Annotated in this window: 17 protein-coding genes; 11 read left to right on the plus strand and 6 right to left on the minus strand. The window is 44.0% G+C overall.

The features are described 5' to 3' along the window. The first annotated feature begins 190 nt into the window (after positions 1 to 190). From PU629_RS05060 to lipA, 4 genes are all read left to right on the plus strand, one after another. Positions 191 to 985 carry a TIGR00266 family protein gene (locus PU629_RS05060; RefSeq protein WP_275283190.1) on the plus strand — a complete coding sequence of 265 codons (795 nt, stop codon included), beginning with the start codon at positions 191 to 193 and terminating at the stop codon, positions 983 to 985. A 173-nt stretch (positions 986 to 1,158) separates the two neighbouring features. After that, a complete protein-coding gene (locus PU629_RS05065) occupies positions 1,159 to 2,160 on the plus strand; it encodes an NAD(P)/FAD-dependent oxidoreductase (protein WP_275283191.1) in 1,002 nt (333 codons plus the stop codon). 1,481 nt (positions 2,161 to 3,641) lie between these two features. After that, positions 3,642 to 4,463, plus strand: coding sequence for a lipoate--protein ligase family protein (locus PU629_RS05070; RefSeq protein WP_481900504.1), 822 nt, complete (start codon positions 3,642 to 3,644; stop codon positions 4,461 to 4,463). A gap of 11 nt (positions 4,464 to 4,474) precedes the next feature. Further along, positions 4,475 to 5,395: a lipoyl synthase gene (gene lipA / locus PU629_RS05075; RefSeq protein WP_275283193.1), complete on the plus strand. Its 921-nt coding sequence runs from the start codon at positions 4,475 to 4,477 to the stop codon at positions 5,393 to 5,395. 96 nt (positions 5,396 to 5,491) lie between these two features. Here lipA and gltC read toward each other — a convergent pair whose 3' ends face one another. Further along, entirely contained in the window at positions 5,492 to 6,394 is a 903-nt protein-coding gene (gene gltC / locus PU629_RS05080; RefSeq protein ID WP_275283194.1) for a glutamate biosynthesis transcriptional regulator GltC, read from the minus strand. Positions 6,395 to 6,536: 142 nt separating this feature from the next. Here gltC and gltB point away from each other — a divergent pair, with 142 nt between their 5' ends. The 5 genes from gltB (at position 6,537) to PU629_RS05105 (ending at position 16,892) form a co-directional block, all read left to right on the plus strand. Beyond that, positions 6,537 to 11,105: a glutamate synthase large subunit gene (gltB, locus tag PU629_RS05085; RefSeq protein ID WP_275283195.1), complete on the plus strand. Its 4,569-nt coding sequence runs from the start codon at positions 6,537 to 6,539 to the stop codon at positions 11,103 to 11,105. Positions 11,106 to 11,120: 15 nt separating this feature from the next. Next, the gene (locus tag PU629_RS05090) at positions 11,121 to 12,569 is read left to right on the plus strand and encodes a glutamate synthase subunit beta (protein ID WP_275283196.1); all 1,449 of its coding nucleotides are present in this window, start codon (positions 11,121 to 11,123) and stop codon (positions 12,567 to 12,569) included. A 338-nt stretch (positions 12,570 to 12,907) separates the two neighbouring features. After that, entirely contained in the window at positions 12,908 to 13,561 is a 654-nt protein-coding gene (locus tag PU629_RS05095) for a YpjP family protein (protein ID WP_275283197.1), read from the plus strand. 594 nt (positions 13,562 to 14,155) lie between these two features. Then, a complete protein-coding gene (locus tag PU629_RS05100) occupies positions 14,156 to 15,448 on the plus strand; it encodes an MDR family MFS transporter (protein ID WP_275283198.1) in 1,293 nt (430 codons plus the stop codon). A gap of 304 nt (positions 15,449 to 15,752) precedes the next feature. Then, positions 15,753 to 16,892, plus strand: a complete 1,140-nt coding sequence (locus PU629_RS05105) for an IS110 family RNA-guided transposase (protein ID WP_275283199.1) — start codon at positions 15,753 to 15,755, stop codon at positions 16,890 to 16,892. A 171-nt stretch (positions 16,893 to 17,063) separates the two neighbouring features. Here PU629_RS05105 and PU629_RS05110 read toward each other — a convergent pair whose 3' ends face one another. The 5 genes from PU629_RS05110 to PU629_RS05130 all read right to left on the minus strand — a co-directional run bounded on the left by PU629_RS05110 (position 17,064) and on the right by PU629_RS05130 (position 21,251). Beyond that, entirely contained in the window at positions 17,064 to 17,711 is a 648-nt protein-coding gene (locus tag PU629_RS05110) for a GDSL-type esterase/lipase family protein (RefSeq protein ID WP_275283200.1), read from the minus strand. Between the two features lie 89 nt (positions 17,712 to 17,800). After that, positions 17,801 to 18,283, minus strand: coding sequence for a hypothetical protein (locus PU629_RS05115; RefSeq protein WP_275283201.1), 483 nt, complete (start codon positions 18,281 to 18,283; stop codon positions 17,801 to 17,803). Between the two features lie 117 nt (positions 18,284 to 18,400). Beyond that, the gene (gene acs / locus PU629_RS05120) at positions 18,401 to 20,356 is read right to left on the minus strand and encodes an acetate--CoA ligase (RefSeq protein WP_275283202.1); all 1,956 of its coding nucleotides are present in this window, start codon (positions 20,354 to 20,356) and stop codon (positions 18,401 to 18,403) included. Positions 20,357 to 20,607: 251 nt separating this feature from the next. Next, the gene (locus tag PU629_RS05125) at positions 20,608 to 20,943 is read right to left on the minus strand and encodes a spore coat protein (protein ID WP_275283203.1); all 336 of its coding nucleotides are present in this window, start codon (positions 20,941 to 20,943) and stop codon (positions 20,608 to 20,610) included. Next, positions 20,943 to 21,251: a hypothetical protein gene (locus tag PU629_RS05130; RefSeq protein WP_275283204.1), complete on the minus strand. Its 309-nt coding sequence runs from the start codon at positions 21,249 to 21,251 to the stop codon at positions 20,943 to 20,945. The genes PU629_RS05125 and PU629_RS05130 overlap by 1 nt, the downstream gene beginning before the upstream one ends. Before the next feature lie 380 nt (positions 21,252 to 21,631). Between PU629_RS05130 and PU629_RS05135 the strand changes: the two genes are divergently transcribed. Both PU629_RS05135 and PU629_RS05140 read left to right on the plus strand, forming a co-directional pair. Further along, complete coding sequence (locus PU629_RS05135) at positions 21,632 to 24,016, plus strand: 3-hydroxyacyl-CoA dehydrogenase/enoyl-CoA hydratase family protein (protein ID WP_275283205.1); 2,385 nt, start codon at positions 21,632 to 21,634, stop codon at positions 24,014 to 24,016. Between the two features lie 42 nt (positions 24,017 to 24,058). Next, positions 24,059 to 25,231, plus strand: coding sequence for an acetyl-CoA C-acetyltransferase (locus tag PU629_RS05140; protein WP_275283206.1), 1,173 nt, complete (start codon positions 24,059 to 24,061; stop codon positions 25,229 to 25,231). Positions 25,232 to 25,257: the final 26 nt, after the last annotated feature.

A 25,257-nucleotide genomic window follows, 5' to 3' on the forward strand; every position in this document is an offset into this window, starting at 1 on the left:
AGCACTTTTTTTGGTGGACAGACCGGTAAGACTTGTTTTTGAAGAAGAACGGTTAAGGTGCGAGAAATCAAAAAAGCTCCTATTTTAAATGTTCCATGACTCTTTTGCGTGAAACAAGGATATATAATAGGATTTAACGAATAACTAAATTTAAATAATTTTTTTGGTGAACTTTAAGGGGGAATTGGTCATGGTAAATCATGAAATTGACTATAAAATTTACGGGGATGACATGCAGTTTGTGGAAATTGAATTGGATCCCAATGAGACCACTATTGCTGAAGCTGGGGCTTTGATGATGATGGAGGACTCTATTGAAATGGAAACTATTTTTGGTGACGGGAGCAACCAAGGCGGGGGAATCATGGGAAAACTTCTGGGTGCCGGCAAGCGGTTGTTAACGGGTGAGAGTTTATTCATGACAGCTTTTACGAATGTTGGTCCAGGGAAAAAGCATGTCTCCTTTGCGGCTCCTTATCCGGGGAAGATTATCCCGATGGATTTGAGTGTGTACAATGGCAAAATCATTTGCCAAAAAGACGCCTTTTTGTGTGCGGCAAAAGGTGTTTCGGTTGGAATTGATTTCAAGCGCAAACTCGGGGCTGGCTTCTTCGGCGGTGAGGGCTTTATCATGGAACGCCTTGAAGGAGACGGATTGGCCTTTATACATGCGGGCGGTACTATCAAGAAAGTGGAATTAGGTTACGGGGAACGCCTCAGAGTCGATACAGGCTGCCTTGTTGCCATGACAGGGCAGGTAAACTATGACATCCAATTTGTCAAAGGAATTAAAACGGCCTTGTTTGGCGGTGAAGGCCTATTCTTTGCCACATTGGAAGGGCCTGGAACAGTTTGGGTTCAATCTCTTCCGTTCAGCCGATTGGCCAGTCGTGTCTTTAGTGCCATGCCGCAAAACCCTGTTGGTGAAAGGCGCGGTGAAGGCAGTGTGTTAGGCGGTATTTTCAATATGCTTGATGGGGATTGAAAGTGTTTAAAACTTGATATTAGCCACTATTTTTTCTAAACTTTAAAGAAGCAGGCTGGAAGATCTTAAGCTTTCGAGTTCAGATGCTGGTAATAGAGCTGAAGTAGACAATCCTAAGTTTTATAATAGATAACAATGCCTGAAATATGGTTTTTGCCAGAGGAGAATGTGTGATGAGTGGAGAGAAAGAACTGTTTGATGTCACAATTATTGGCGGGGGACCTACTGGCCTTTTTACGGCTTTTTACGGTGGTCTTCGCCAAATGAAAACTAAAATTATTGAGAGTATGCCGCAATTAGGAGGGCAACTGTCAGCCCTTTATCCAGAAAAACTTATTTATGATGTGGCGGGCTTTCCAAAAATTAAAGCTCAAGAATTGGTGAATCAGCTAAAAGAACAGGCGCTTCAGTTTGACCCGACAGTTATTCTGGACCAAACTATTATGGAGCTCAAAAAAAATGAGGATGGGACGATTACGCTTGTTTCAGATTCTGGAGAAGCCCATCATACAAGAACGGTTATCCTGACTGCGGGGGTTGGGGCGTTCCAACCACGTCGTTTAGATGTCGATAAAGCCGATTATTATGAAGGGAAAAATCTTCACTACTTTGTTGACGATCTGTCTGTTTTTAAAGGTCAGAAAGTTCTCCTTTCCGGCGGCGGTGATTCGGCGGTCGATTGGGCAAATATGCTTGAGCCGATTGCGGAGAAGGTCTATCTAGTGCATCGACGCGATAAATTTAGAGCGCATGAACACAGTGTGACACAGCTTAGAAATTCAAGTGTAGCGATTAAGACGCCTAGTGTCGTTGCAGAATTTATTGGTGATGATGTGCGTGTCCATAAAGTAGCCCTAACGGATCCAAAAGGGGAAAATAGAGAAGAACTGGATGTGGATGCAGTTATTGTGAACCACGGCTTTATTTCTTCACTTGGACCGATTAAGGATTGGGGATTGGAGATCGAAAAAAATTCCATCCTTGTCAATACAAAAATGGAAACAAACATTGAAGGGGTTTATGCGGCAGGAGATGTGGTCACTTACCCTGGTAAAGTCAATCTAATTGCAACCGGCTTTGGTGAAGGCCCGACTGCAATTAATAATGCTAAAGCATACATGGATCCCAAAGCACGAACCCAACCCATGCACAGTACCAGCATGTTTGGTCAGTAATCGAGTATCTACCGATTATTGAATAATAAAAATCAATGAGGCTGGGGCAGGAGTATGTTACGAATAGAAAAAGCCGAACTTATTCACACTTTTTAATGTGATGGGTTCGGTTTTTCATTTATAAGTTAAGTCATTTATGAAACGCTAGTCAAAATACGTCGCTTTCCGCGGGCACGACCTCAGCCTCCGCAAGAAAAACGCTTGCTTGCGGGGTCTTCGGACACGCACTGTTCCCGCAGGAGTCTCCGTATTTTGACTACGCTTCCTATTTGTTTCTGTCCTTATAAACATGTGGTGTTTCGAATTTAAGTCCGTTAGTTTAGTTTTGTTCTAGCCTCTGCGGACACCTCATTTTGGTGTGTTGGAGCGTCCAACACACACTTTTGGCTCTGCGCACACCTTGATTTTGTGTATTGGAGCGTCCAACGCACACTTTTGGCTCTGCGCACACCTTGATTTTGTGTGTTGGAGTGTTCAACACACACTTTTTGCTCTGCGCACACCTCGTTTTTGTGTATTGGAGTGTTCAACGCACACTTTTGGCTCTGCACACACCTTGATTTTGTGTATTGGAGCGTCCAACACACACTTTTGGCTCTGCGCACACCTCATTTTTGTGTGTTGGAGTGTTCAACACACACTTTTGGCTCTGCGCACACCTTGATTGTGTGTATTGGAGCGTTCATCGCACACAATGGGTGCTCGCCATGCCCAGTTTTTGTGTATTGGAGTGTCCAACACACACTTTTGGCTCTGCGCACACCTCGTTTTTGTGTATTGGAGCGTTCAACACACACTTTTGGCTCTGCGCACACCTTGATTTTGTGTATTGGAGCGTCCAACGCACACTTTTGGCTCTGCGCACACCTCGTTTTTGTGTGTTGGAGCGTTCATCGCACACTTTTGGCTCTGTTCACACCTCGTTTTTGTGTATTGGAGCGTTCAACACACACTTTTGGCTCTGAGCACACCTTGATTTTGTGTATTGGAGTGTCCAACGCACACTTTTGGCTCTGCGCACACCTCATTTGTGTGTATTGGAGTGTCCATCACACACAATGGGTGCTCGCCATGCCCAGTTTTTGTGTATTGGAGCGTTCAACACACACAATGGGTGCTCGCCATGCCCGGTTTTTGTGTATTGGAGCGCGTCCAACACACACTTTTGGCTCTGCGCACACCTTGATTTTGTGTATTGGAGCGTCCAACGCACATTTTTGGCTCTGCTCATGCCCAGTTTTGGTGTGTTGGACCCACATCCACATTTGTTTTTGGTGGTTTGCGAACAAAATTTTCCATATCCTTACATCTAGATGTTTTATCGCGGATAAAGTAAGAAGGTTTTGACAACAAGCTAGTGGGTTTACTTTTCGAATCGTTACTTGTTAAGATAGAAGTGTTTTTGAAAGGCTTTTTCTGTGTGCTTAATTCAATTCTGTTTCTACCAGTTTATTGGTTATATTCCTAGAAAGAAGGAACGTATTATGAAGGAAAAATGGGCTTTTCTAGACACGGGGGTGCTTACTCCGTCTATGAATATGGCGGTTGATGAAGCGCTGCTGATATGGCATAGCCAAGGTCTTCTGCCGCCAGTCCTTCGTTTTTATGAGTGGCAGCCGGCTGGACTGTCTGTCGGCTATTTTCAAAGGGTAAAAGGTAAAATAGATGTGGATGCGGCGAAGAGACATGGATTTGAAATCGTTCGCCGGCAAACCGGCGGAAGAGCAGTGCTTCATGATCGTGAGCTAACGTATAGTGTCATTGTAAGTGAACAGCATGAAAAGATGCCAAGCTCTGTAACGGATGCTTATCGGGTGATTTCTGAAGGCCTTTTAAAAGGGTTTCAGAACCTTGGAATGGAAGCGGGATTTGCGATTCCAGAAGGTAAACTGGGACAAACGGGTTCAGCGGTTTGCTTTGAAGAACCGTCTTGGTATGAGTTGGTTGTTAACGGGAAAAAGGCAGCCGGAAGCGCCCAGACCCGTCAAAAAGGCGTGATCCTTCAGCATGGCTCGATCCCGCTTGAAGTGGATGAGAACACGTTGTTTGACTTGTTTATTTATCCAAATGAAAGGGTCAAAGAGCGCGCTCGAAATAGCTTTGGTGATAAAGCGATCGCCATTAATGATGTCTTAGATGTTAAGGTAACAGTGGATGATGTGAGAGCGGCGTTTAAGAAGGGATTTGAGGATGGACTGCAAATCGAATTTGAAACGTTGAGCTTAGACGACGTACAATGGGCTTATATTGAGGAATTAGCAAAGACAAAATACGAGGATGAGTCTTACACGTATTCCCGCTAGGAGGCGTAAGAATGGCCAAAAAAGAAGACTACTTGAGAAAACCGGAATGGTTAAAGATAAAATTAAACACGAATCAAAACTACACAGGCTTAAAGAAAATGATGCGTGAAAATCGTTTACATACCGTTTGCGAGGAAGCAAAATGTCCTAATATTCATGAGTGTTGGGCTGTTCGAAAAACGGCTACATTTATGATTTTGGGTGACGTTTGTACTCGCGGCTGCCGTTTCTGTGCGGTCAAAACAGGGCGGCCAACTGAGCTCGACTGGCAGGAGCCTGAACGTGTTGCGGAATCCGTTGAGGCAATGGGGCTTCGCCATGTTGTTATTACAGCTGTAGCTCGAGATGATTTACAAGATGGGGGAGCGGCTGTCTTTGCAGAAACCGTCAGAGCTGTTCGCAAACGCAATCCCATGTGTACAGTAGAAGTGCTTCCTTCAGATATGAAAGGGGATTATGAAAGCCTTCATACGCTGATGGATGCGAAGCCGGATATTTTTAATCATAATATTGAAACGGTTCGTCGTTTAACCAAACGTGTTCGCGCGATTGCTACCTACGACCGTTCGCTTGAACTGTTAAAGCGTGTCAAAGAAATTAGTCCGAACACCCCTACTAAGTCCAGTCTTATGGTGGGACTTGGCGAAACAAAAGAAGAAATTCTTGAAGCAATGGACGATCTCCTTGCCCACAATGTCGACATTATGACCATTGGCCAGTATTTGCAGCCAACACGTAAGCATTTAAATGTCGAGCGTTATTATCGCCCGGAAGAGTTTGAGGAGCTTAAGCAAATTGCTCTTGAGAAAGGTTTCCGTCATTGTGAAGCAGGACCTCTTGTTCGTTCTTCTTATCACGCCGATGAACAGGTAAATGAGGCAGCACGCCGCCGTCAGCTTGGGGACGATGATTCACAAGCTGAAGCAAACTAAATAATAAGGAAAGGATTGTTCTCGTTTTAATGAGAGCAATCCTTTTTTTATACTAAAAATTCAAGTGCAACAAGGCTTGGCGCGGCCTTGTTTTCTTTATTGACCAAATCGATCGAGTCGGTTGTAAAAATTTCTCAGATAGCGGTATAGCAGTTTTTCAGATGGGGCTAATTCACGTGTTCGCGGGACCATAATGCCAACTGGCCGGGAAACTTCGGGCTCTGAAATGGGTTTTCGTACGAGCTCATGTGACAATTCAAGCGCCGATTGTTCAGGGATGAGAGCGACGCCAAATCCAGAAGCGACCAAGGCTTTAATCGTGTCCATATCTTCCCCTTCAAAGGTAAACTTCGGTTGGAAGCCAGCAGCACTGCATGCCTCCTTAACGCTTTCATGAAGTGGGAGCCCAGGACGAAAAGAGACGAACGCTTCTCGTCTAAGATCCGATAAACGAATGGAAGAGGACTCGGCTAATGGGTGATGAACGGGCAAGATTGCCCATAGCTTTTCCATATAAAAGATGGTTCCCTCAATGGATTCATGATTCAAGGGAACAGGAGCAGCGAAAGCAATATCAAGTTCGCCTTTTTCAATGGAATCAATTAAATAACGGGTAGAACCTTGGTGCAGCTGGAATGCCACATCCGGATAATCGCTTCTGAATTGGGATAATACAATAGGAAGTGTGTGGATGGACAAACTAGTTGCAAACCCTAAACGGACCACACCGAGCTCTGGGTTTAAGTAATCCTCGATTTTTTCTTTGGCTATATCAAGTTCGGCAACCGCTTTTTCGACATGCTCCAAAAAAACTTTGCCAATTTGTGTTAATTTCACATTTCTGCCTTCTCGGTTAAAGAGAGGGACTTCTAATTCTGCCTCTAATAAGGAAATTTGTCTGCTGACCGCCGATTGCGCCACATGAAGACTTTGGGCGGCCTCTGTGACATGCTCCCGCTTTGCTACTTCGATGAAATAAAGGATCTGACGCAGTTCCAAAATGGTCCCCCCTTCCAATCAATATCAATATGAGAATGTTTATATACTTATTATATATTGTTTAGAACGTTGAATTTCAAGTACAATGAATTTAAATAGAAAAAATCTGAATTTGCGAAAAACGGAACGGAGAGTGACGCTAATGACTTCGTATCCATCTGCCCAAGGCCTTTATCGCCCAATTTTTGAACACGACGCCTGTGGCATTGGCTTCTACGTCAATATAAAAGGAAATCCAACACACGATATTGTAGAAAAAGCGATTGATATGTTAAAGAGGCTCGATCACCGAGCTGGCCATACAGATGAAGGCGGAGATGGGGCTGGTATTCTTATTCAACTCCCAGACGCTTTTTTTCGAGAATCTGTTGCTTTTAGCTTACCAAAAAAAGGCGACTATGCGGTAGGTATGCTTTTCATGCCGCAAGATCTTGAACAGATAGGGCTAATCAAAACGGTTTTCAAAGAGGAAATGGAACGCTTGTCCCTGTCTTTATTGGGATGGCGCGACGTCCCTGTAGATCCGAGTTCGATCCCTCCATTGGCTCAAAATCATCAACCGGCGATCAAGCAAGTTTTCATCGGCAAAGCGGGTCCAATGGAAGAACAACAATTCGAAAGACAACTGTATGCTTTACGTCGATTGATTGAAAAACGTCTTTTGAGCGCAGGAGAACAAGGGTTTTATGTGGCAAGTCTATCCTCTCAAACCATCGTCTATAAAGGCATGGTGACACCTGATGCCCTCCCCGCCTTTTATCAAGATCTTAACCAATCGTCCTTCACTTCAGCCCTTGCTTTCGTTCACTCACGGTTCAGCACGAATACATTTCCGAGCTGGGAACGGGCCCATCCTTATCGCACCCTCATTCATAATGGTGAAATTAATACATTAAGAGGAAATGTTAATTGGATGAAGGCTCGTGAAACTCAATTCAAGACAGATGTATTTGGCCTTCCATTGGAAGAGCTCACACCGATCATTGATGAACGCGGCAGTGACTCGTCGATGCTGGATAATGCGGTGGAGTTCTTAACGTTAACAGGGCGCTCTTTGGCTCAGGTTGCTATGATGCTTGTTCCAGAACCTTGGGAGGATGATCGCCATTCGGAATCTCTCAAGAATTTCTATGAGTATCACAGCGCCATAATGGAACCATGGGATGGTCCAATGGCCCTTGCTTTAACGAATGGCAAGCAGATCGCTGCTTTGTTAGATCGAAATGGTCTCCGTCCAGGACGCTATTATTTAACCGATGACGATCAACTGATCTATTCATCTGAGTTTGGCGTCATCGATGTAGCGCCGGAAAAAGTGATTGAAAAAAGGCATTTAAGGCCTGGTGAAATGCTGTTCATTGATCTCGAAAAAGGAGAGATCATTGCCAATGACCTTTTAAAATCAGAGATCGCCACTGCCAATCCTTATAAAACATGGATTGAAGAAAATGTTCAATTTTTAGAAGATAAGCAAGAGGCTGTTTCAGAGCCATTTGCCTATGAACTGCCAGAGCTTATTCAAATACAAAAAGCCTTTGGGTATACACATGAAGAAGTAGACAAAAATATCATGCCGATGGTTTCTGAAGGGAAAGACCCGATTGGAGCTATGGGTATTGATACACCGCTGGCTGTTTTATCAGAACGTCCTTCGTTATTATTTAATTATTTTAAACAATGGTTTGCTCAAGTTACGAATCCGCCTATAGATGCGATTCGGGAAGAATGTGTGACCTCGACAACAACTTGGCTGGGGCCAGAAGGTGATTTGCTCAATCCGAATGAAACCAATGCCAAACGCATTAAACTCGAGACACCATTCCTAACAAGAAACCAATTCAAGCAGATCCATGCTCATCAACGAGCAGGTTTTACTGCGGAATCGCTTTCTACGTTAGTTCTAGTCATTCCTGGCGAACGGACATTTAAAGAAGCATTGGACCGCCTGTTTAAGTCCGCTGTTCAGGCTATCGATGAAGGGGCATCCCTTCTCATCTTGTCTGATCGCGGTGTGAAGGAATCCGCTGTTTCGATGCCGATTTTGCTTGCCTTGTCAGGGCTGCATCATCATCTTATTGAACAAGGCTTGCGTACGAAAGCAAGCATCATTGTGGACACCGGTGAAGCGCGCGATGTTCATCATATGGCGATGTTACTCGGCTATGGAGCCGATGCTATCCATCCTTATTTGGGGATTCAAACGCTTCTATCACCGCAATCCAATCATTTATTTGATGAGTTATCGGATCTTGAAATTGAGAGAATCTACCTTGAGACGCTTGTTTCAGGGGTGGTTAAAGTCATGTCCAAAATGGGGATCTCGACCATTCAAAGCTACCGGGGCGCACAAACTTTTGAAGCGATCGGGATTAGCGAGGATGTCATTAATACCTATTTTAAAGGAACCGTCACTCAATTAGGCGGCGTGACACTTAATGAGATAGAAGAGGAGACGTTAAAACGTCATCTTCAGGCTTTTGAGAGTGACAATCAGCGTGAACCTGTCCTCGAGTCTGGAAGTGCTATGCAGTGGCGTCCTCAAGGTGAGGATCACCGCTTTAATCCGAAAACCATTCATTTATTGCAACAAGCTGCTCGTCGCAATGACTATGAAACTTACAAGAAATTTGCTCAATTAGCAGACGATGAGCGCTGGTATAATATCCGTAATTTATTTGCTTTCAAAAAAGGTATTGCATCTATACCGCTTGAAGAAGTAGAGCCGGTCGAATCGATATTCCGTCGATTTAAGACGGGAGCCATGTCTTTTGGTGCTTTAAGCCAGGAGGCACACGAGGCTCTTGCTATTGCCATGAACCGCATTGGCGGGAAAAGCAATAGTGGTGAAGGCGGGGAAGACGAAGCCCGTTATAAGTTAGACGCTAATGGGGATAATCGACGCAGTGCGATCAAACAAGTTGCTTCAGGGCGCTTTGGTGTCAGCAGTCATTACCTTAGTGAAGCAGAAGAAATCCAAATTAAAATGGCACAAGGGGCAAAGCCGGGGGAAGGCGGACAGCTTCCGTCTCATAAAGTGTATCCTTGGATTGCGGAAGTTCGCCATTCGACTCCAGGGGTGGGCTTGATTTCACCGCCTCCTCACCATGATATTTACTCGATTGAAGATTTAGCCCAATTAATTTACGACCTAAAGCGTTCCAATCCAAAAGCGCGAATTAATGTTAAGCTTGTTTCAAAGGCGGGAGTCGGAACCATTGCAGCAGGGGTTGCTAAAGGTCTGGCAGACGTTATTTTAATCAGCGGTTTTGATGGCGGAACCGGTGCATCACCAAGAAGCAGCATTATGCATGCAGGCCTTCCTTGGGAGCTTGGTCTCGCTGAAACGCATCAAACGCTTCTACTAAACGGTCTAAGAAGCCGTGTAGTTGTCGAGGCAGATGGCAAATTGATGACAGGTCGAGATGTGATTCTAGCAGCACTTCTAGGCGCCGAAGAGTTCGGGTTTTCGACAGCACCGCTTGTTGTATTAGGCTGTATTATGATGCGTGCCTGTCATTTGGATACGTGTCCAGTCGGGGTGGCTACTCAAAACCCAGAGCTTCGCAAACTAATGACGGGTTCCCCTGATCACGTTGTTAATTATCTGACTTTTATTGCAGAAGAAATGCGTGAGTATATGGCCGCTCTTGGAATCCGAACCATTGACGAACTTGTCGGTCGGACTGAGCTGCTTGAAATTCGTGATGAGATTAAGAATCATCCAAAAGCGCAACATCTTCAGCTTGAGCAATTGTTGTATCAACCAACTGTTAATATGAATTGGAAAGAAGAACGCAAGAAGCAAGATCATCAGATTGAAGAGACGTTCGACGTGAAAGAGGTCCTTCCATATGTTCAAGAAAGCTTAGAGGCTCAAACACCTGTACAGCTTGAACGGAAGGTTTCGAATACAGACCGAACTATTGGTACTATGCTTGGCTATGAGATCTCTACAAAGTACGGAGCAGAAGGCTTGCCTGATAATACCATTGAATTAACTCTTACAGGTTCAGCCGGTCAAAGTCTCGGGGCTTTTGTACCAAAAGGCGTGACGATTAAAGTGGTTGGTGACGCGAATGATTATTTTGGAAAAGGTTTATCGGGTGGACGCTTGATCATTCGCCCAGACCTCCGAATGAAGCAGCCGGATGGTCAAAAGCTTGTCGGAAACGTCGTCTTCTATGGAGCGACAGCTGGAGAAGCGTTTATTCGCGGCGGAGCAGGTGAACGTTTTGCCGTCCGTAACAGCGGCATTCAAGCTGTTGTAGAGGGTATTGGGGATCATGGCTGTGAATATATGACGGGAGGTACCGTTGTTGTTCTCGGTGAAGTTGGCCGGAACTTCGGTGCAGGGATGTCCGGCGGCGTTGCCTATCTATTGAAGGAATCCTTGAATGAAGAATTCCTCAATATGAGCGGTCTCCTTATGGAATCCTTAACAGAGGAGGATACGGCAACGGTTCAAGCCTTGCTTAAAAAGCATGTTGACTATACAGATAGTCCAATGGCTGCTTACCTGTTATCGATTTTGGAGACCAGCCAGCCTTTTATTAAAATCATTCCAAAAGAATTCAAACAAATGCGCGAATTAATGGCTCAATTTGAAGAAGAGGGATTAAGTGGGTATGATGCTAAATTAAAAGCATTTTATCAATCAATGGGTAATCATAAAGAAACTCCGCCCATTGTAACTACATTCGAACCCGTATAAAAGGAGGGAGAGCTCATGGGAAATCCAAATGGTTTTAAGGATCTTCCACGTCGTACAGCGAAAAAACGCCATCCATCTGAACGAGTCAAGGATTGGCAGGAGGAAGCGCTTGTCTCAAGCGAAGCAGAGTTAAGAAGCCAAGCCTCACGCTGTATGGATTGCGGAACCCCTTTTTGTCAAATGGGTACCGTCACAAATGGACTGACAGCTGGATGCCCTCTCTATAACGTTATCCCAGAGTGGAATGAACTCGTGTATAGAGGCAATTGGCGAGAGGCTTATAATCGACTTGTTTTGACCAATAATTTTCCGGAATTCACAGGGCGGGCTTGTCCTGCCCCTTGTGAAGGATCCTGTACAGCTTCCATTCCAACAGAATCCGTGACGATTAAGAACATTGAGCAGGCCATCATTGATAAGGCCTTTTCAGAAGGCTGGATTGCACCTAAAGTTCCGGCTCATCGGACAGGGTATACAGTTGCTATTGTGGGCTCTGGACCTGCGGGATTGGCAGCAGCTGATCAACTTAATCAGCATGGGCATTCTGTAACCGTCTACGAAAGAGATGATCGGCCAGGCGGGCTTTTAATGTATGGGATTCCAAATATGAAGTTAGAAAAACAGATCGTAGAGCGTCGAGTTCAATTGCTTCAAGAAGAAGGCATTGAATTCATCTGCGACACAGAAATCGGCAAAGCTATCACACTTGAGGCTCTTCAAGCTCAATATGATGCGGTTATTTTTGCAACGGGTGCGCAAAAGGCGCGTGAGTTAAATCTTGAAGGACGCGAACTGTCCGGCATTCATAATGCCATGAATTATCTCACAGCAAGCACTAAGTTTCTTATGGATGGAACTCCACTAGAGCCTTCACTTAATGCGAAGGGCAAACGAGTAATTGTTATTGGCGGTGGAGACACAGGAGCCGATTGTATTGCAACGGCGATTCGTCAGGGCTGCGAAAGCGTTGTTCAATTCGGGAAGCATCCGCGTCTTTCCGTGCAGCGTACAGATAATAATCCTTGGCCAGAGCCGCCGCAAGTGTTTACCCTTGAGTATTCCCATGAAGAAGCAGCAACGGTCCTAGGAAAGGATCCACGGGAATATGGGATCATTTCTCAAGCTTTTGTCGGAGAAAATGGCGCTGTAAAGGGTGTTAAAACGATCGAGATGGTGAAGGATCCTGAGACGGGCGCTTTTTCAGAAGTGGATGGGTCTGAGAAAATCTGGGAGGCTGATTTGGTTCTTATTGCGATCGGCTTCCAGGGGTCTGAAACGGAGTACATGATTCCGAAAAAACAGGAGCCGCTTGAGAATCATTATGAAACGGCATCTGCTGGTCTCTATGTTGCCGGCGATGCAAGACGAGGCCAGAGTCTTATTGTATGGGCTATTCGAGAAGGACGTGAAGTGGCGAATGTGTGCCACCAGTATTTGATGACGGCCATCCAGTCAGTTAGTTAACAAAAAGCCTAAAACGATTGCCGATTACGGTTTCGGCATTTAATCAGAAAGAGCGTTTAATAAGCTGTCGCAGCTTGTTAGGCGCTCTTCTTTTGCTAGGTCCATGATCAATAAGGTCTTAGAATTTTAACCAGTTTTTTACAAACGTCACAGAAAAGTAAAGAAGGAATCGGTGTTTAGGGATAGGTTTTTGCGTCAAAATGTGGTTAAATAGAATTAGGAAAACGATTTCAATAGGGACTTTTTGAGTAAGATATAACTTTTTTTCTTAAGCGTTTTTTAAGATATGTAGACTATTATAAAGATAGAAATTCAATTGGGAAAGGAGAGGGATGGACATGCCAAAATGGTTTAGAAAAATAGTAGTCACTTTTGTCACCATTATAACATTGGGTACCGTTGTTCCCTCTGCTAATCCTGTACCAAGGGAAAATCCGAATGCAAACTTGGATGTATTGGGTCAGAATAATCCTAACGGAACATCGGATTCCCGTCATGAAGTCATCATTGACATCAAAGAATCTCGAAAAAGGAAAAAATACGATTGGTCAACATTAGTTTCGGAATCACAGGATCCTGATGAGCTGATCGATTTATTATCAGATTTTGCTTCTGAGCAAGCCAAAGAACAAGGTCTTAAGAAGTTTGGTCCTGTCATCGAGAATCGAATTGGCGATACTTACAATCAAACGATTGTTCCTAAATTTAGCGAAGCGGTCGCCAAAATTGGTCAAAGTCTGGATTATGAAACGCTTCTTAATCTAAGCGTTAGTGAAAAGCCTTCTGCCGGGAGCGGTGAGCGCATTTTACACTTTTTCGATCAGCGGACAGGTCAAGAACTTATTAAGTTTCATGTTCGCCGCGATCATCCGCCAAAAGATGGCTATTGGTTTAATTTCCACTACCATATAGCAGCGGATAACTTTCAAAACCATTATGAAATCGGAAAAATTTATTGGGATAAGAACATGCCCCCTGGTTGGATGGCGTAATGCCGCTTTCGACCAGGGCTTTTTATTGGCGATTTAAGGTAAAAATTCGCTCGGGATTTTAACAGCTGGTTTCCTTGTTTCTTAAACGTTTTTATCTTGCCACTTTTTAGAATATATGATAGCTTTATAACAGCAATAGAATCATGTGGTTGATGATGAGCTTAGAAGTTTAGCTTATCAATTAGGAGTTGGCATTCATGGAAATCTTAGTTCAGTTAGTGGCGAAGCAAAGCATCTGAAATGGGTAGAAACGGTTTTTGTTTCTTTTGATTTCGTTTGTCTTCAAAGCTTGGACGGAGAGGACCATGGGGCCGTAATCAATAGACTTTAAGGTCTATAACGGGGCTGTGGACGTGTGCCTTGTTAGGCCTTTTTATTATGGATTTATAGAGTCATCCCTTTGGGCTTGTCTTCCTAAACCTTTTAATTGGTTAGTTAACAAACCGGGTCCCGAGGATGCACGTGATACTCTCCGTCACACAATTAACAGTTATGTAAAAGGATGACTGAATTCCCTTTAGTTTGGGTAAAAAGTCTTTGCCACTTTTACGATTAGAGTCAATCAGCAAAGAGGTTCTTAGGAGGGTATTTGGAATGAAGTGGCGTGATTGGGATATAAATTTGAAGGTGCGTTTACTGGGGGAAGGCGCTAATAACCTATTGTTTTGGATGTTCTTTCCTTTTATGGCGATCTATTTTTCACAATCATTCGGGAAGGAAATGGCGGGGTTACTGCTTGTCGCCACCCAATTCATTAGTGTGGTATTAGGGCTCGTCGGCGGTTATTGTGCGGATCACTTTGGACGTAAGCGGATGATGGTACTTTCTACCTTGGGTCAGGGGATTACCTTTATCTTTTTTGCGCTTGCTAATTCGCCTTGGTATTCCTCTCCTGTTCTTACCTTCATAAGTTTTACTGTGTTAGGCCTATGTGGGAATTTTTATTGGCCGGCAAGCCACGCTATGGTGGCAGATGTTGTGGATGCGAAACACCGGAATCATATTTTTGCCGTTTTCTATACATCCATTAATATCTCGGTTGTCTTAGGACCAATTATAGGCGGGTTTCTCTTCTTCAGTGCTCGTTTTGCCCTGTTGGCGGCTTGTGTGTTAACATCCTTTGCCGTCGCAGCGGTTCTTCAGCTGTTCGTTCATGAAACAGCACCTGTCAGAAAAAAAGTCGTGGCAGAGGAGACTGCCAAATGGACGCGCTACGTCTTGAACCAACTGTCGGATTATAAAGTCATTGCCAAGGATCGCTTGTTTCTCTTGTTCATTTTGGCGGGCGTGTTAGTTGCCCAAACATTTATGCAACTCGATTTATTAATTGCTGTATACGCAAACGACAAAGTACCGACTCAGACCATTATTCATTTAGGAAATTGGTCACTTCAAGCGGGCGGTTCAAAGATCTTTAGCTGGCTCGTCTCAGAAAATGGTTTCCTTGTTGCCCTTCTGACCGTACTGATGACGAAGTGGATGGGAAGATACAAGGAGCGGTCTGTGTTCATTGGTTCTTGTCTTTTTTACGGAGTATCCATGCTTGTAATGAGTGTCTCGGTTAATATCTGGATTTTATTTCTTTCCATTGTTCTCTTTACCTCAGCAGAGTTAATGGTCGTAGGGATTCAAGAAGGGTTTGTCTCGAAGCTTGCTCCTGAAAACATGCGTGGTCAGTACTTTGCCGCTTCAAGTCTTCGTTTTACAATTGGAAGAATGATTGCCCCTATGTCAATCCCGTTGACAGTTTGGATGGGGTATTCCTGGACATTTGTGATCCTGGCTTTGCTTGCATTTCTAGGAGCAGGGTTCTATGCGGCGATGTTCTATCAGAAAGAGAAGTTAGAAGTTCAGGAGGAGATCCAAATCAAGAGTGTTTTGGACTAGATCCAGGCGCTCCCTTGAAAGAGAATGATCGAATAGAAATAAAAAACATCCATGATCTTTCGCTCTCAACCCAAGAATGAAAATAGAGTACCCACCCCATAATGTAGATACCACAGACAGTGAGTATATAACGTGCTCTTTAATGGTGGTTCTACCCTGTATAAAAAACTGTTGGAATGAATTTGGTGAACAACCCATTGTTAGCTCTCTATTTGTCTTACTAAGAGATGACTACGAACAGAAAAATGTCTAACTTCAAATTCATTCCACTGTTTGTGGAATAAAAACATGAAGGTGGTTTGAAGTGGAAACGTTGTACAAACGTTGCGCAGGCTTGGATGTTCATTCAGAAACGATTGTGGCATGTGTCTTAATGGGGGAATCAGAAACAGATCTAATGAAGGAAACGGAAACTTTCCCTACTTTAACCAAAGATCTCTTTCGTCTTCTAAAGTGGTTAGAGGAAAAAGAGGTCACCCATATAGCGATGGAAAGTACAGGCATTTATTGGAAGCCGGTTTATAACATCTTAGAGGATTTCTTCGATATTACGTTGGCGAATGCCCAAAGGATTAAAAATGTTCCTGGTAGAAAGACGGATGTGTCAGATGCAGAGTGGATCGCCAAATTATTAAGACATGGTTTAATTGAAAAAAGTTTTGTGCCTCCCGAGGATTTTCGAAATCTTCGTGACTTGACTCGTCTTCGCAAAAAGTGGGTGGGTCAGATGACGTCAGAAAAAAATCGGATTCAAAAGGTTCTAGAGGCTTCGAATATTAAACTAGCTACCGTTATTTCAGATGTATTTGGCGTTTCAGGAAGAAAGCTTTTAGAACAACTTATGGATAATGGGTACATTGATCAAGAAGAAGTTGGTCAAAAGATTCATGGGAAAATGGCACATAAAAAGCAAATGATAGCCGATTCACTGTTTGGAACATTAAACGAACATCAACTCTTTCTTATTAAACAATCTTGGATGCATATTATTTACCTTGAAGAGTTAATATCGGCTATCGCAAAGAGAATGGATGACATTTTGAAGGACTATCAAGAAGAAGTGCAATTGCTTATGACCATGCCCGGTATTAAAAAAGAGACCGCAGCCATTATCATCGCTGAAATAGGAGTGGATATGGGACAATTCCCTACTTCCAAACACCTTGCCTCATGGGCAGGTTTATCTCCTGGTAATCATGAAAGTGCGGGAAAACGAAAAAGTACAAAGACAGTCAAAGGGAATCCTCATATTAAATCTGCTTTATGTGAAGCTGCGTGGGCTGTTTCAAGAAGTCGAAATAAAAGGTTGTCCATTAAGTATTGGTCGCTAGCTGCAAGAAGAGGAAAGAAAAAAGCACTCGTTGCCATCGGACACCGAATGCTTACCATTGTCTATCACATGCTTCAGAACAAAGAACCCTATCACGAGTCCACAGCAAATTAGCATTATAGACAATTAATAAGAAAGTTATTCGAGAAACCTAAAATTTAGGTAGCTCTGCTTTCCTATTGTCAAAATTAAGTTAGATATAGGATAGCCAATTCAAGTGTGGATTAAACCCAGTGATTATTTTCACAGAAAAAGAGTGCCAGTTGGCGCTCTTTTTTTCGGCTATTAATGGGTGTTTAATAAGGCATCAGTCATCACTTGATAGCCTTCACTGTTAGGGTGGACATCGTTTCTTGAGAGGAGATAGGGTGTACGTCCTTGAAAGGCGTGATAGATGTCTACAATTTTTACACCATATGCTTGAAGCTGTTCAAGTGCTCTGTTATAGGCTCGTATCCCTTCCTCTGCTTCTGGCTGAGAGGGGAAGGGATTATACATATTAAATAAATAAACCTGCCCTTGATTGTGTTTGGATTTCTGAAGGTCGAGAATCTGTTGAATCATTCGGCCATTATTTGATAGGGCTTGCTGGATAGCAGCAGGAATCAGTCTTATATCCTTTGTCTTAAGAAATTGTTCGCCGGCCTGAATCAAATCATTTCCGCCTGAAGTGATGGTGATAATCGGTGAATCGGCTAGTAAATAAGTGATCCCTGGATTGAAGGTAAAGGAGAGAATTTCACCCGATGTGGCACCAATACGTGCAAACTTATGAGGTAAGACTGGGTGAGCGCCGAGATAACCTAATTCTGTGGCATAGCGTTCAACAAATCCCGGAGCAAATAATCCTGATCCCTTTCCAACTGTTAATGAATCACCAATGGCTGTATACATAATTGGGAGCGAAGGGTTTGGATAGGGAAGGCGTGACATGAGAAAATCTCCCCTTTTAGAAGTCTGCTTTACAGTATTCTATTCATACCGTGAGAAGACGTTCTATAATTGGGAGATTCATCTATTTTTTACTTGTCATTGTCCCATAGAATGCTCCATTTAGATTGATTTTTTTTATCGCGTGCAAGAAAAAGCTGACTGGTAAGTGTTTCGTCACCAAATTGACTATCAAAGCTTTGAGCGACTGTGACTTCATAGACATTGTCATAAGTTTTGGAGGAGTTGGAAGGATGCCATGCCGATAAATGGCGGATATGTTCGATTTTATATGAAAAAGATTGCGCTTTGAAATCATTTAAATAGATCTGTGATTTAGTCTCAACATAAGTGGATTGTTTCATTTGTGCTTTCATGTCCGAATGAAGCATTTCCCATGACGATCCATAATCTCCTGATTGTTCATAATACATAAAAGTGCGTGTTACTGAGCGGATCAGATAATGGCGTGAATACAAAAAGTAGGTGAGGCAAAGACCTAATATGAGCAAGACAAGAAGACTGATCAGAATTTTTTTCGGAGATGTGGTTGTTTTTTTTCTCTTCAATTTCAAGCTGTCCACCCCCTCGGTAAACTATATGAAATAGAAAGGGGGGACATACCACTATAATAAAAGAGCGACTCCCTTGTTAAAAGAGAATCGCTCTATTGGTAAGAAAAAGGAGAACCTTTAATCTTCCTTATACATGGCCTTGAGTTCTTCAACAACAGAAGGGTCAGCAAGAGTTGTGGTGTCTCCTAAAACGCGACCTTCCGCAATGTCTCGGAGCAAGCGCCGCATAATTTTGGCACTGCGTGTTTTCGGGAGCTCCGCCGTATAATGAATTTCTTCAGGACGCGCCATCTTCCCAATCTCTTCAGATACTTTTTCTTTTAGTTCTTTTGTTAAAGCGTCAGATGGTTCAACGCCTTCTTTTAGGGTAACAAATGCTGAGATCGCTTGGCCCTTGAGCGCATCAGACCGGCCAATAACTGCAGCCTCTGCAACGGCCGGATGCCCAACGAGCGCCGATTCAACTTCAGCGGTTCCGATTCGATGACCGGAGACATTAATGACGTCATCTAAACGGCCAAGAATCCAAATATAGCCGTCTTTATCGCGGTGGGCGCCGTCTCCTGGAAGGTACCAGTCAGGGAATTTACCGAAATACGTGTTTTTGAAGCGTTCATCATCGCCCCAAACGGTCCGAAGCATGGACGGCCATGGATGTTTAATCACTAATGTCCCGCCTGCGTCATATCCGACTGACTTTCCGTCATCATCGACTACATCTACAATGATTCCTGGAGTCGGAAGCGTAGCGGAGCCAGGTTTGGTTTCAGTAATACCAGGAAGCGGTGCAATCATTGCGCAGCCAGTTTCTGTTTGCCACCAAGTATCGACAATTGGACATTTTTCATGACCAACGTATTTATGGAACCACATCCAGGCTTCAGGATTAATCGGTTCGCCAACGGTTCCCAGCAAGCGCAGTGTGCTTAAATCTTTTCCTTCTAAATGTTGCGGACCCCATTTCATAAACATACGGATAGAGGTTGGGGCTGTGTAGAAGGTCGTGACGCCATATTTCTCAATGATGTCCCAGAAGCGGGAGCGGTTCGGGTAGTCCGGAGCCCCTTCATACATGACAACCGTTGCGCCTGCAGATAATGGACCATAGACGAGGTAAGTATGGCCGGTTACCCAGCCGATATCAGCGGTACAGAAGAAGATATCTTCGTCTTTTATATCAAATACACTTCTCATCGAGTGGTTGACGCCGACCAGATAGCCGCCGGTTGTATGAACAATGCCCTTTGGTTTGCCTGTAGTACCGGATGTATAAAGAAGGTAGAGGATGTCCTCACTATCCATGACCTCAGCCTCAAGAGGTGCTTGGGATACGTTCTTGATTTCGTCTTCCCAGAAAAGATCGCGGCCTTCTTTCATCGTGATGGTAGCTTCCTCACCGACGGCTTTGACAACAAGAACCGTTTGAACGCTGCTGCCTTCAACGGCTTCATCCGCAAATTCTTTGAGTGGAACTTGTTTGCCTCTTCGCAAACTAGCGTCAGAAGTGACAAGGAGCTTCGCCTCAGCATCATCAATGCGGTCCCGAAGAGATTTTGCGGAAAAACCGCCGAAGACAACCGTATGAATGGCTCCGATCTTCGCACAAGCGAGCAATGTAATCGCAAGTTCGGGGATCATTGGCAGATAAACGGCAACACGGTCTCCTTTAGCCACTCCCAGGTTCTTGAGCATTCTTGCGGCTTTGTCAACTTCACGACCAAGCATATCGTACGTATAAATTTTTTGATTGCCACGTTCACCTTCCCAAATAATGGCGGCTTTATTTTTTCTAAGTGGGTTCTCTCGGTGACGGTCGACGCAGTTATACGTTGCATTTAATTTTCCATCAACAAACCATTTGGCGTGGGGAGGATGCCATTCTAATGCTTCTGTATAAGGTTTAAACCAGGTGATTTCTTTTGCTTGTTCTTCCCAATAACCCACAGGATCTGTGGCGGCTTTTTCATAAATGGCGGGATTATTAAAGTTAGCGCTTTCAGAAAATTCGACAGAGGGTTTGAACTTTCGATTTTCTTTTAGTAGTGTGTCTAAATGATTATTTTCAGTAACCAAGGAATCCACCTCTTTCAAAATAATGACTCATTCATTATCTGATAATTTACAATACATATCATAATTCAAATATATAGTAATTATATAAAAATATGAACTGTTTTGCATCATATTAATGTTGAGTTATTCTATTAAACACGATTCGAACGATGTAATTACTAGATTTAAGGAGTGAAAAATGCTTAAGGAGAAAGCCGTTTGTTCAATAAAAAGCAGCCCCCTGCTAGTAGGGAACTGCTTTGGGAAACCTATTATTGAATGGTGCCGCCGCTTGGAAATTGTTGCTGGGCATATTGCTGAAATTGTTGATAGGTTTGTTGCAGTTTTTGACTGTCTTCTGCTTCAAGGCCATACCAGCCTTTTTTAAACATCAGGTTATATAGATCGCGCTGGCATTGTTCGGTTTCTTGATAGATGGAAAAAACCTCTTGGTAAAGATCTTGATGGCTCATTTCGTGAAGGGCAGTGGCATATGCATAAGTAAGATATTTTTCCGTCATCAGGCAGTCATTTAGAAAATCCCGGTCATTCATTTGCGGTGTTTTGGGTACTTGGGTTTCTGGATTTTTAATTTTAGTGCCAGGCATTAGTGCATTCCTCCCATTTGAGGTTGGTTGTTTTGTGTTGACTGGCTCATCTGGGCAGTTTGGGCGCCAGCAGACATTTCTTTTTGAAGATGATTAAGGAGACGTTGGTAATGGCGCTCATGGGAGGTCACCATTTTTTGAATGGCTTGTTTGACCTCTTGATCCTGACATTGCTGAGCAAAAAAGTTAGCTTTTTTTACTGTCAGCAAATTCCATGAGAGCATATCTTCAATGTAAAGGTGGTCTTTGACCGTGATAGCGGAAGGGGGTTGCATCATCTGTCCCTGGTTCATCATTTGTTGTGGCATGAAAGTAGCCTCCTTTAGCGAGTAAAATATCGGCGGTTCGAAAACAGATGCGTTTTCTCCTTTAATGTACCCGGGAGTTTTGTCGTTATTCACGGGAGTCGAACTGTCGTGACCGTCCTTCTTGCTAAATGAGAAAGAGGAGAGGAGGAGAGCGGTTCCTTTGAATGAAAGTGAAAGTGCTGCTGTTTTTTTTGAAGAGAAGCGGAAGTTCAGACACGTGAGATGAAACGGGAGAACCGTCCCCGCGTTTCAAATGCAACGCTTACATAAAAATAATTGCGAAGATTTGAAAGATATATTATAGTGGGGGTGTGGTTATTTTTTTATTTAAAAAATGAATGAGTATTCATTCAAGATTTCTTTGAGGAGGTTTTAGCCGGATGGATCAGATCAAGAAAGCGGTGGTGATTGGCTCTGGTGTTATGGGGTCGGGTATCGCTGCACATCTAGCAAATATCGGGATTCCAACTGCACTTCTCGATATTGTCCCAAGAGCACTGACGCGAGAAGAAGAAGCAAAGGGACTGACACTTGAGCATCGCAGTGTACGGAATCGGCTTGCCCAAACGGCCGTACAGAAGCTGTTAAAACAAAAACCAGCTCCATTGACTGAAAAAGGAAATCTTGACCGTATCCAAGTCGGAAATTTAGAAGATGACCTCGATCTTCTGGGAGAGGCAGACTGGATTATTGAAGTCGTTGTAGAGAATCTTGATATCAAGAAAAATGTGTTTGAGAAAGTCGATGCCCACCGAAAAAAAGGCTCTATTGTCAGCTCAAATACATCGGGTATTTCCATTCACGCTATGGCTGAAGGACGTTCAGAGGACTTTAAAGCGCACTTCTTGGGAACGCACTTTTTTAACCCGCCTCGCTATTTAAAACTGCTTGAAGTCATTCCAACAAAGGATACGCTTCCTGAAGTGGTGGCTTTTATGAAGCAATTTGGTGAGGATAGTCTTGGTAAAGGCGTCGTCATCGCCAAAGATACGCCTAACTTTATCGGCAACCGAATTGGAACCTATGGCCTTCTCGTGACCGTTCGTGAGATGTTAAATCGCGGTTACAGTATTGGCGAAATTGATTCCATCACAGGTCCGTTAATTGGTCGACCTAAAAGCGCCACCTTCCGCACATTGGATGTGGTCGGTCTTGATACGTTTGTTCATGTGGCAAATAATGTGAGAGACAATGTGGAAGACCCTAAGGAAAAAGCGGTCTTTGAAATCCCTTCTTTTATTCAAAAAATGGTTGAAAACGGCTGGATTGGAAGCAAGTCTGGTCAAGGCTTCTTTTTGAAAAAGGGAAAAGACATCCTTCAGCTCAATCCTGAAACACTTGAATACGAAGCGCGTCAGAAATTGAAAGCGCCTTCGATCGAACTGACGAAAACACTCAAATCAACTGAGCAAAAAATTAAGGCACTGGCTTATGCCAATGATCGTGTTGGTGAGATCATGTGGGTGCTTTTAAAAGAAACTCTTTTATATACAGCAGAAAAGGCTTATGAGATTGCGGATGACCTTTATTCCATTGATCTTGCGATGAAGTGGGGCTTTGGCTGGGAACTCGGACCATTCGAAACCTGGGATGCCCTTGGCGTTGAAGAGTCCGTTGCCAAAATGCAAGCAGAGGGTGCAGCTGTTCCTGACTGGATTATTGAGATGATCAATAAGGGTCATACATCCTTCTATCGCTTTGGGGAGACCGGGCGTCAGTTTTATCACAACGGGTCTTATGTACCGGTCGAAGAAAATCCTAAACTAATTAATCTTAATTACTTAAAGAAACAAGACCGGGTGATTAAGAAAAATACAGGTGCTCAACTCATCGACTTAGGTGACGATGTGGCGTGCCTCGAATTCACTTCACCGAACAATGCGCTCGGAATGGATGTCATGCAAATGGCACTTCAGGCCGTTGAAGAAGTGGAAAAGAACTACAAAGGTTTGGTTATTGGAAATCAGGGCAAAAACTTCTGCGTCGGAGCTAACATTGCTCTTATGCTGATGGAAGCTCAGGATGACAACTATGCAGAACTTGACCTGGTCATTCGTCAATTCCATAAAACGATGATGACCTTAAAGTATTCTTCTCGTCCGATTGTTGCCGCTCCTTTTGCCATGACGCTTGGCGGAGGATCAGAGGTTTGTTTTGCAGCCGATGCGGTTCAAGCCTCTATGGAAACCTATATGGGTCTTGTTGAAGTCGGTGTTGGTTTAATTCCTGGCGGCGGTGGAAATAAAGAGCTCTATATTCGTTACTTAGAAAAATTGCCAGCAGGTGTATCTGTGGATCTTACGGCCGTCACAAATGAAGTTTTCCGGCAAATTGCCACTGCCAATGTGTCCACATCTGCTGAAGAGGCACGGCGTAATGGCTTCTTAAGAGCAACGGATGCGATCAGTGTCAATGGTGACCACCTTTTACATGATGCGAAGCAAAAGGTCTTGACCTTGTTCAATGAAGGCTACAAAGCTCCAATAAGAAAGAAAATCCCTGTGTCTGGTGAAGAAGGTTACGGGGCCATGATTATGGGGGCTGAGAGCATGCGATTCTCAGGCTATGCGTCTGACCATGACGTCAAGATTGCGAAGAAGCTAGCTTATGTCCTTTCAGGCGGACGTTTACCGCTTGGAACAGAAGTGGATGAGCAAGTATTCTTAGACCTTGAACGCGAAGCCTTCTTAAGCCTCTTAGGTGAACCTAAAACGCAACAAAGAATGCAGCACATGCTGTTAAAAGGAAAACCACTGCGCAATTAATCTTTTAATCACTAAATCTAGTTGAATGGAGGGACTATTTTCATGAGAGAAGCGGTTATCGTGGCAGGAGCCCGGACGCCGGTAGGAAAGGCAAATCGAGGCAGTTTTGCCCATACCCGTCCGGATGATCTCGGGGCTATTGCGGTCAAAGAAACGCTTAAACGCTCGGGTTATGAAGGCGAAATCGATGATGTCATTATTGGCTGTTCCATCCCAGAGGCTGAACAAGGAATGAACATGGCGCGGCAAATTGGGGCACTCGCAGGTCTTCCGGACAGTACACCAGCTACAACCATTAATCGGTATTGTTCATCAGGTCTTCAAACTATTGCTTTTGCGGCCGAACGCATTATGGTGGGGCATGCTGAAGCCATCATTGCCGGCGGGGCAGAAACGATGAGCCTCGTTCCAATGGGAGGGCATGTGATTCGCCCCAACGCGAAGCTCGCAGAAACAGCCCCTCAATATTACATGGGGATGGGACATACCGCTGAACAAGTTGCCCAGAAATATGGTGTTTCCAGGGAAGATCAAGATGCCTTTGCTCTTAGAAGTCATCAGCGTGCGGCAAAGGCGATTGACGAAGGGAAATTCAATGATGAGATCGTCCCAGTAGAAGTTGTTCAGCGCTACGTTAATGAAAAAGGGCAGCTTGCCGAGCGTGTTTTCACCGTCTCACAGGATGAAGGCGTTCGCCGTGAAACCTCTTTAGAAGTATTGGCTAAGCTCAAGCCTGCTTTTTCAAGAACGGGTTCTGTAACCGCAGGGAATTCGTCACAAACCAGTGATGGGGCAGCTGCCGTCTTAGTTATGGACCGTGAAAAAGCTGAAAGTGAAGGTTTGAAGCCGCTTGCCAAATTCCGTTCTTTTGCGGTTGCTGGCGTTCCCCCAGAAATCATGGGAATCGGACCAGTCAAGGCGATTCCAAAGGCGCTTAAGTTAGCTGGCTTAACCTTGGATGATATCGGGGTGATTGAGTTAAATGAAGCTTTTGCCTCTCAATCCCTTCAAGTCATTCGTGAGCTAGGTCTTAATGAGGATATTGTCAATATCAATGGGGGAGCCATTGCGCTTGGACACCCGCTTGGTTGTACAGGGACCAAGCTGACTCTTACTGCTATCCATGAAATGAAACGACGCGGAGCTCAATTCGGGCTTGTTACAATGTGTGTCGGTGGCGGTATGGGGGCAGCGGGCGTGTTCGAACTACTTTAAATAAATCTAAAAAAATTTAGGAGGTT

The sequence above is a fragment of the Pullulanibacillus sp. KACC 23026 genome (assembly GCF_029094525.1).
Lineage (GTDB): Bacteria > Bacillota > Bacilli > Bacillales > Sporolactobacillaceae > KACC-23026.

Excerpts from the sequence above, each read along its gene's own strand:
- PU629_RS05060 (WP_275283190.1), top strand. The coding sequence starts at position 191 with ATGGTAAATCATGAAATTGACTATAAAATTTACGGGGATGACATGCAG.
- PU629_RS05065 (WP_275283191.1), top strand. The coding sequence starts at position 1,159 with ATGAGTGGAGAGAAAGAACTGTTTGATGTCACAATTATTGGCGGGGGA.
- lipA (WP_275283193.1), top strand. The coding sequence starts at position 4,475 with ATGGCCAAAAAAGAAGACTACTTGAGAAAACCGGAATGGTTAAAGATA.
- gltB (WP_275283195.1), top strand. The coding sequence starts at position 6,537 with ATGACTTCGTATCCATCTGCCCAAGGCCTTTATCGCCCAATTTTTGAA.
- PU629_RS05090 (WP_275283196.1), top strand. The coding sequence starts at position 11,121 with ATGGGAAATCCAAATGGTTTTAAGGATCTTCCACGTCGTACAGCGAAA.
- PU629_RS05095 (WP_275283197.1), top strand. The coding sequence starts at position 12,908 with ATGCCAAAATGGTTTAGAAAAATAGTAGTCACTTTTGTCACCATTATA.
- PU629_RS05100 (WP_275283198.1), top strand. The coding sequence starts at position 14,156 with ATGAAGTGGCGTGATTGGGATATAAATTTGAAGGTGCGTTTACTGGGG.
- PU629_RS05110 (WP_275283200.1), bottom strand. The coding sequence starts at position 17,711 with ATGTCACGCCTTCCCTATCCAAACCCTTCGCTCCCAATTATGTATACA.
- PU629_RS05125 (WP_275283203.1), bottom strand. The coding sequence starts at position 20,943 with ATGCCTGGCACTAAAATTAAAAATCCAGAAACCCAAGTACCCAAAACA.
- PU629_RS05130 (WP_275283204.1), bottom strand. The coding sequence starts at position 21,251 with ATGCCACAACAAATGATGAACCAGGGACAGATGATGCAACCCCCTTCC.
- PU629_RS05135 (WP_275283205.1), top strand. The coding sequence starts at position 21,632 with ATGGATCAGATCAAGAAAGCGGTGGTGATTGGCTCTGGTGTTATGGGG.
- PU629_RS05140 (WP_275283206.1), top strand. The coding sequence starts at position 24,059 with ATGAGAGAAGCGGTTATCGTGGCAGGAGCCCGGACGCCGGTAGGAAAG.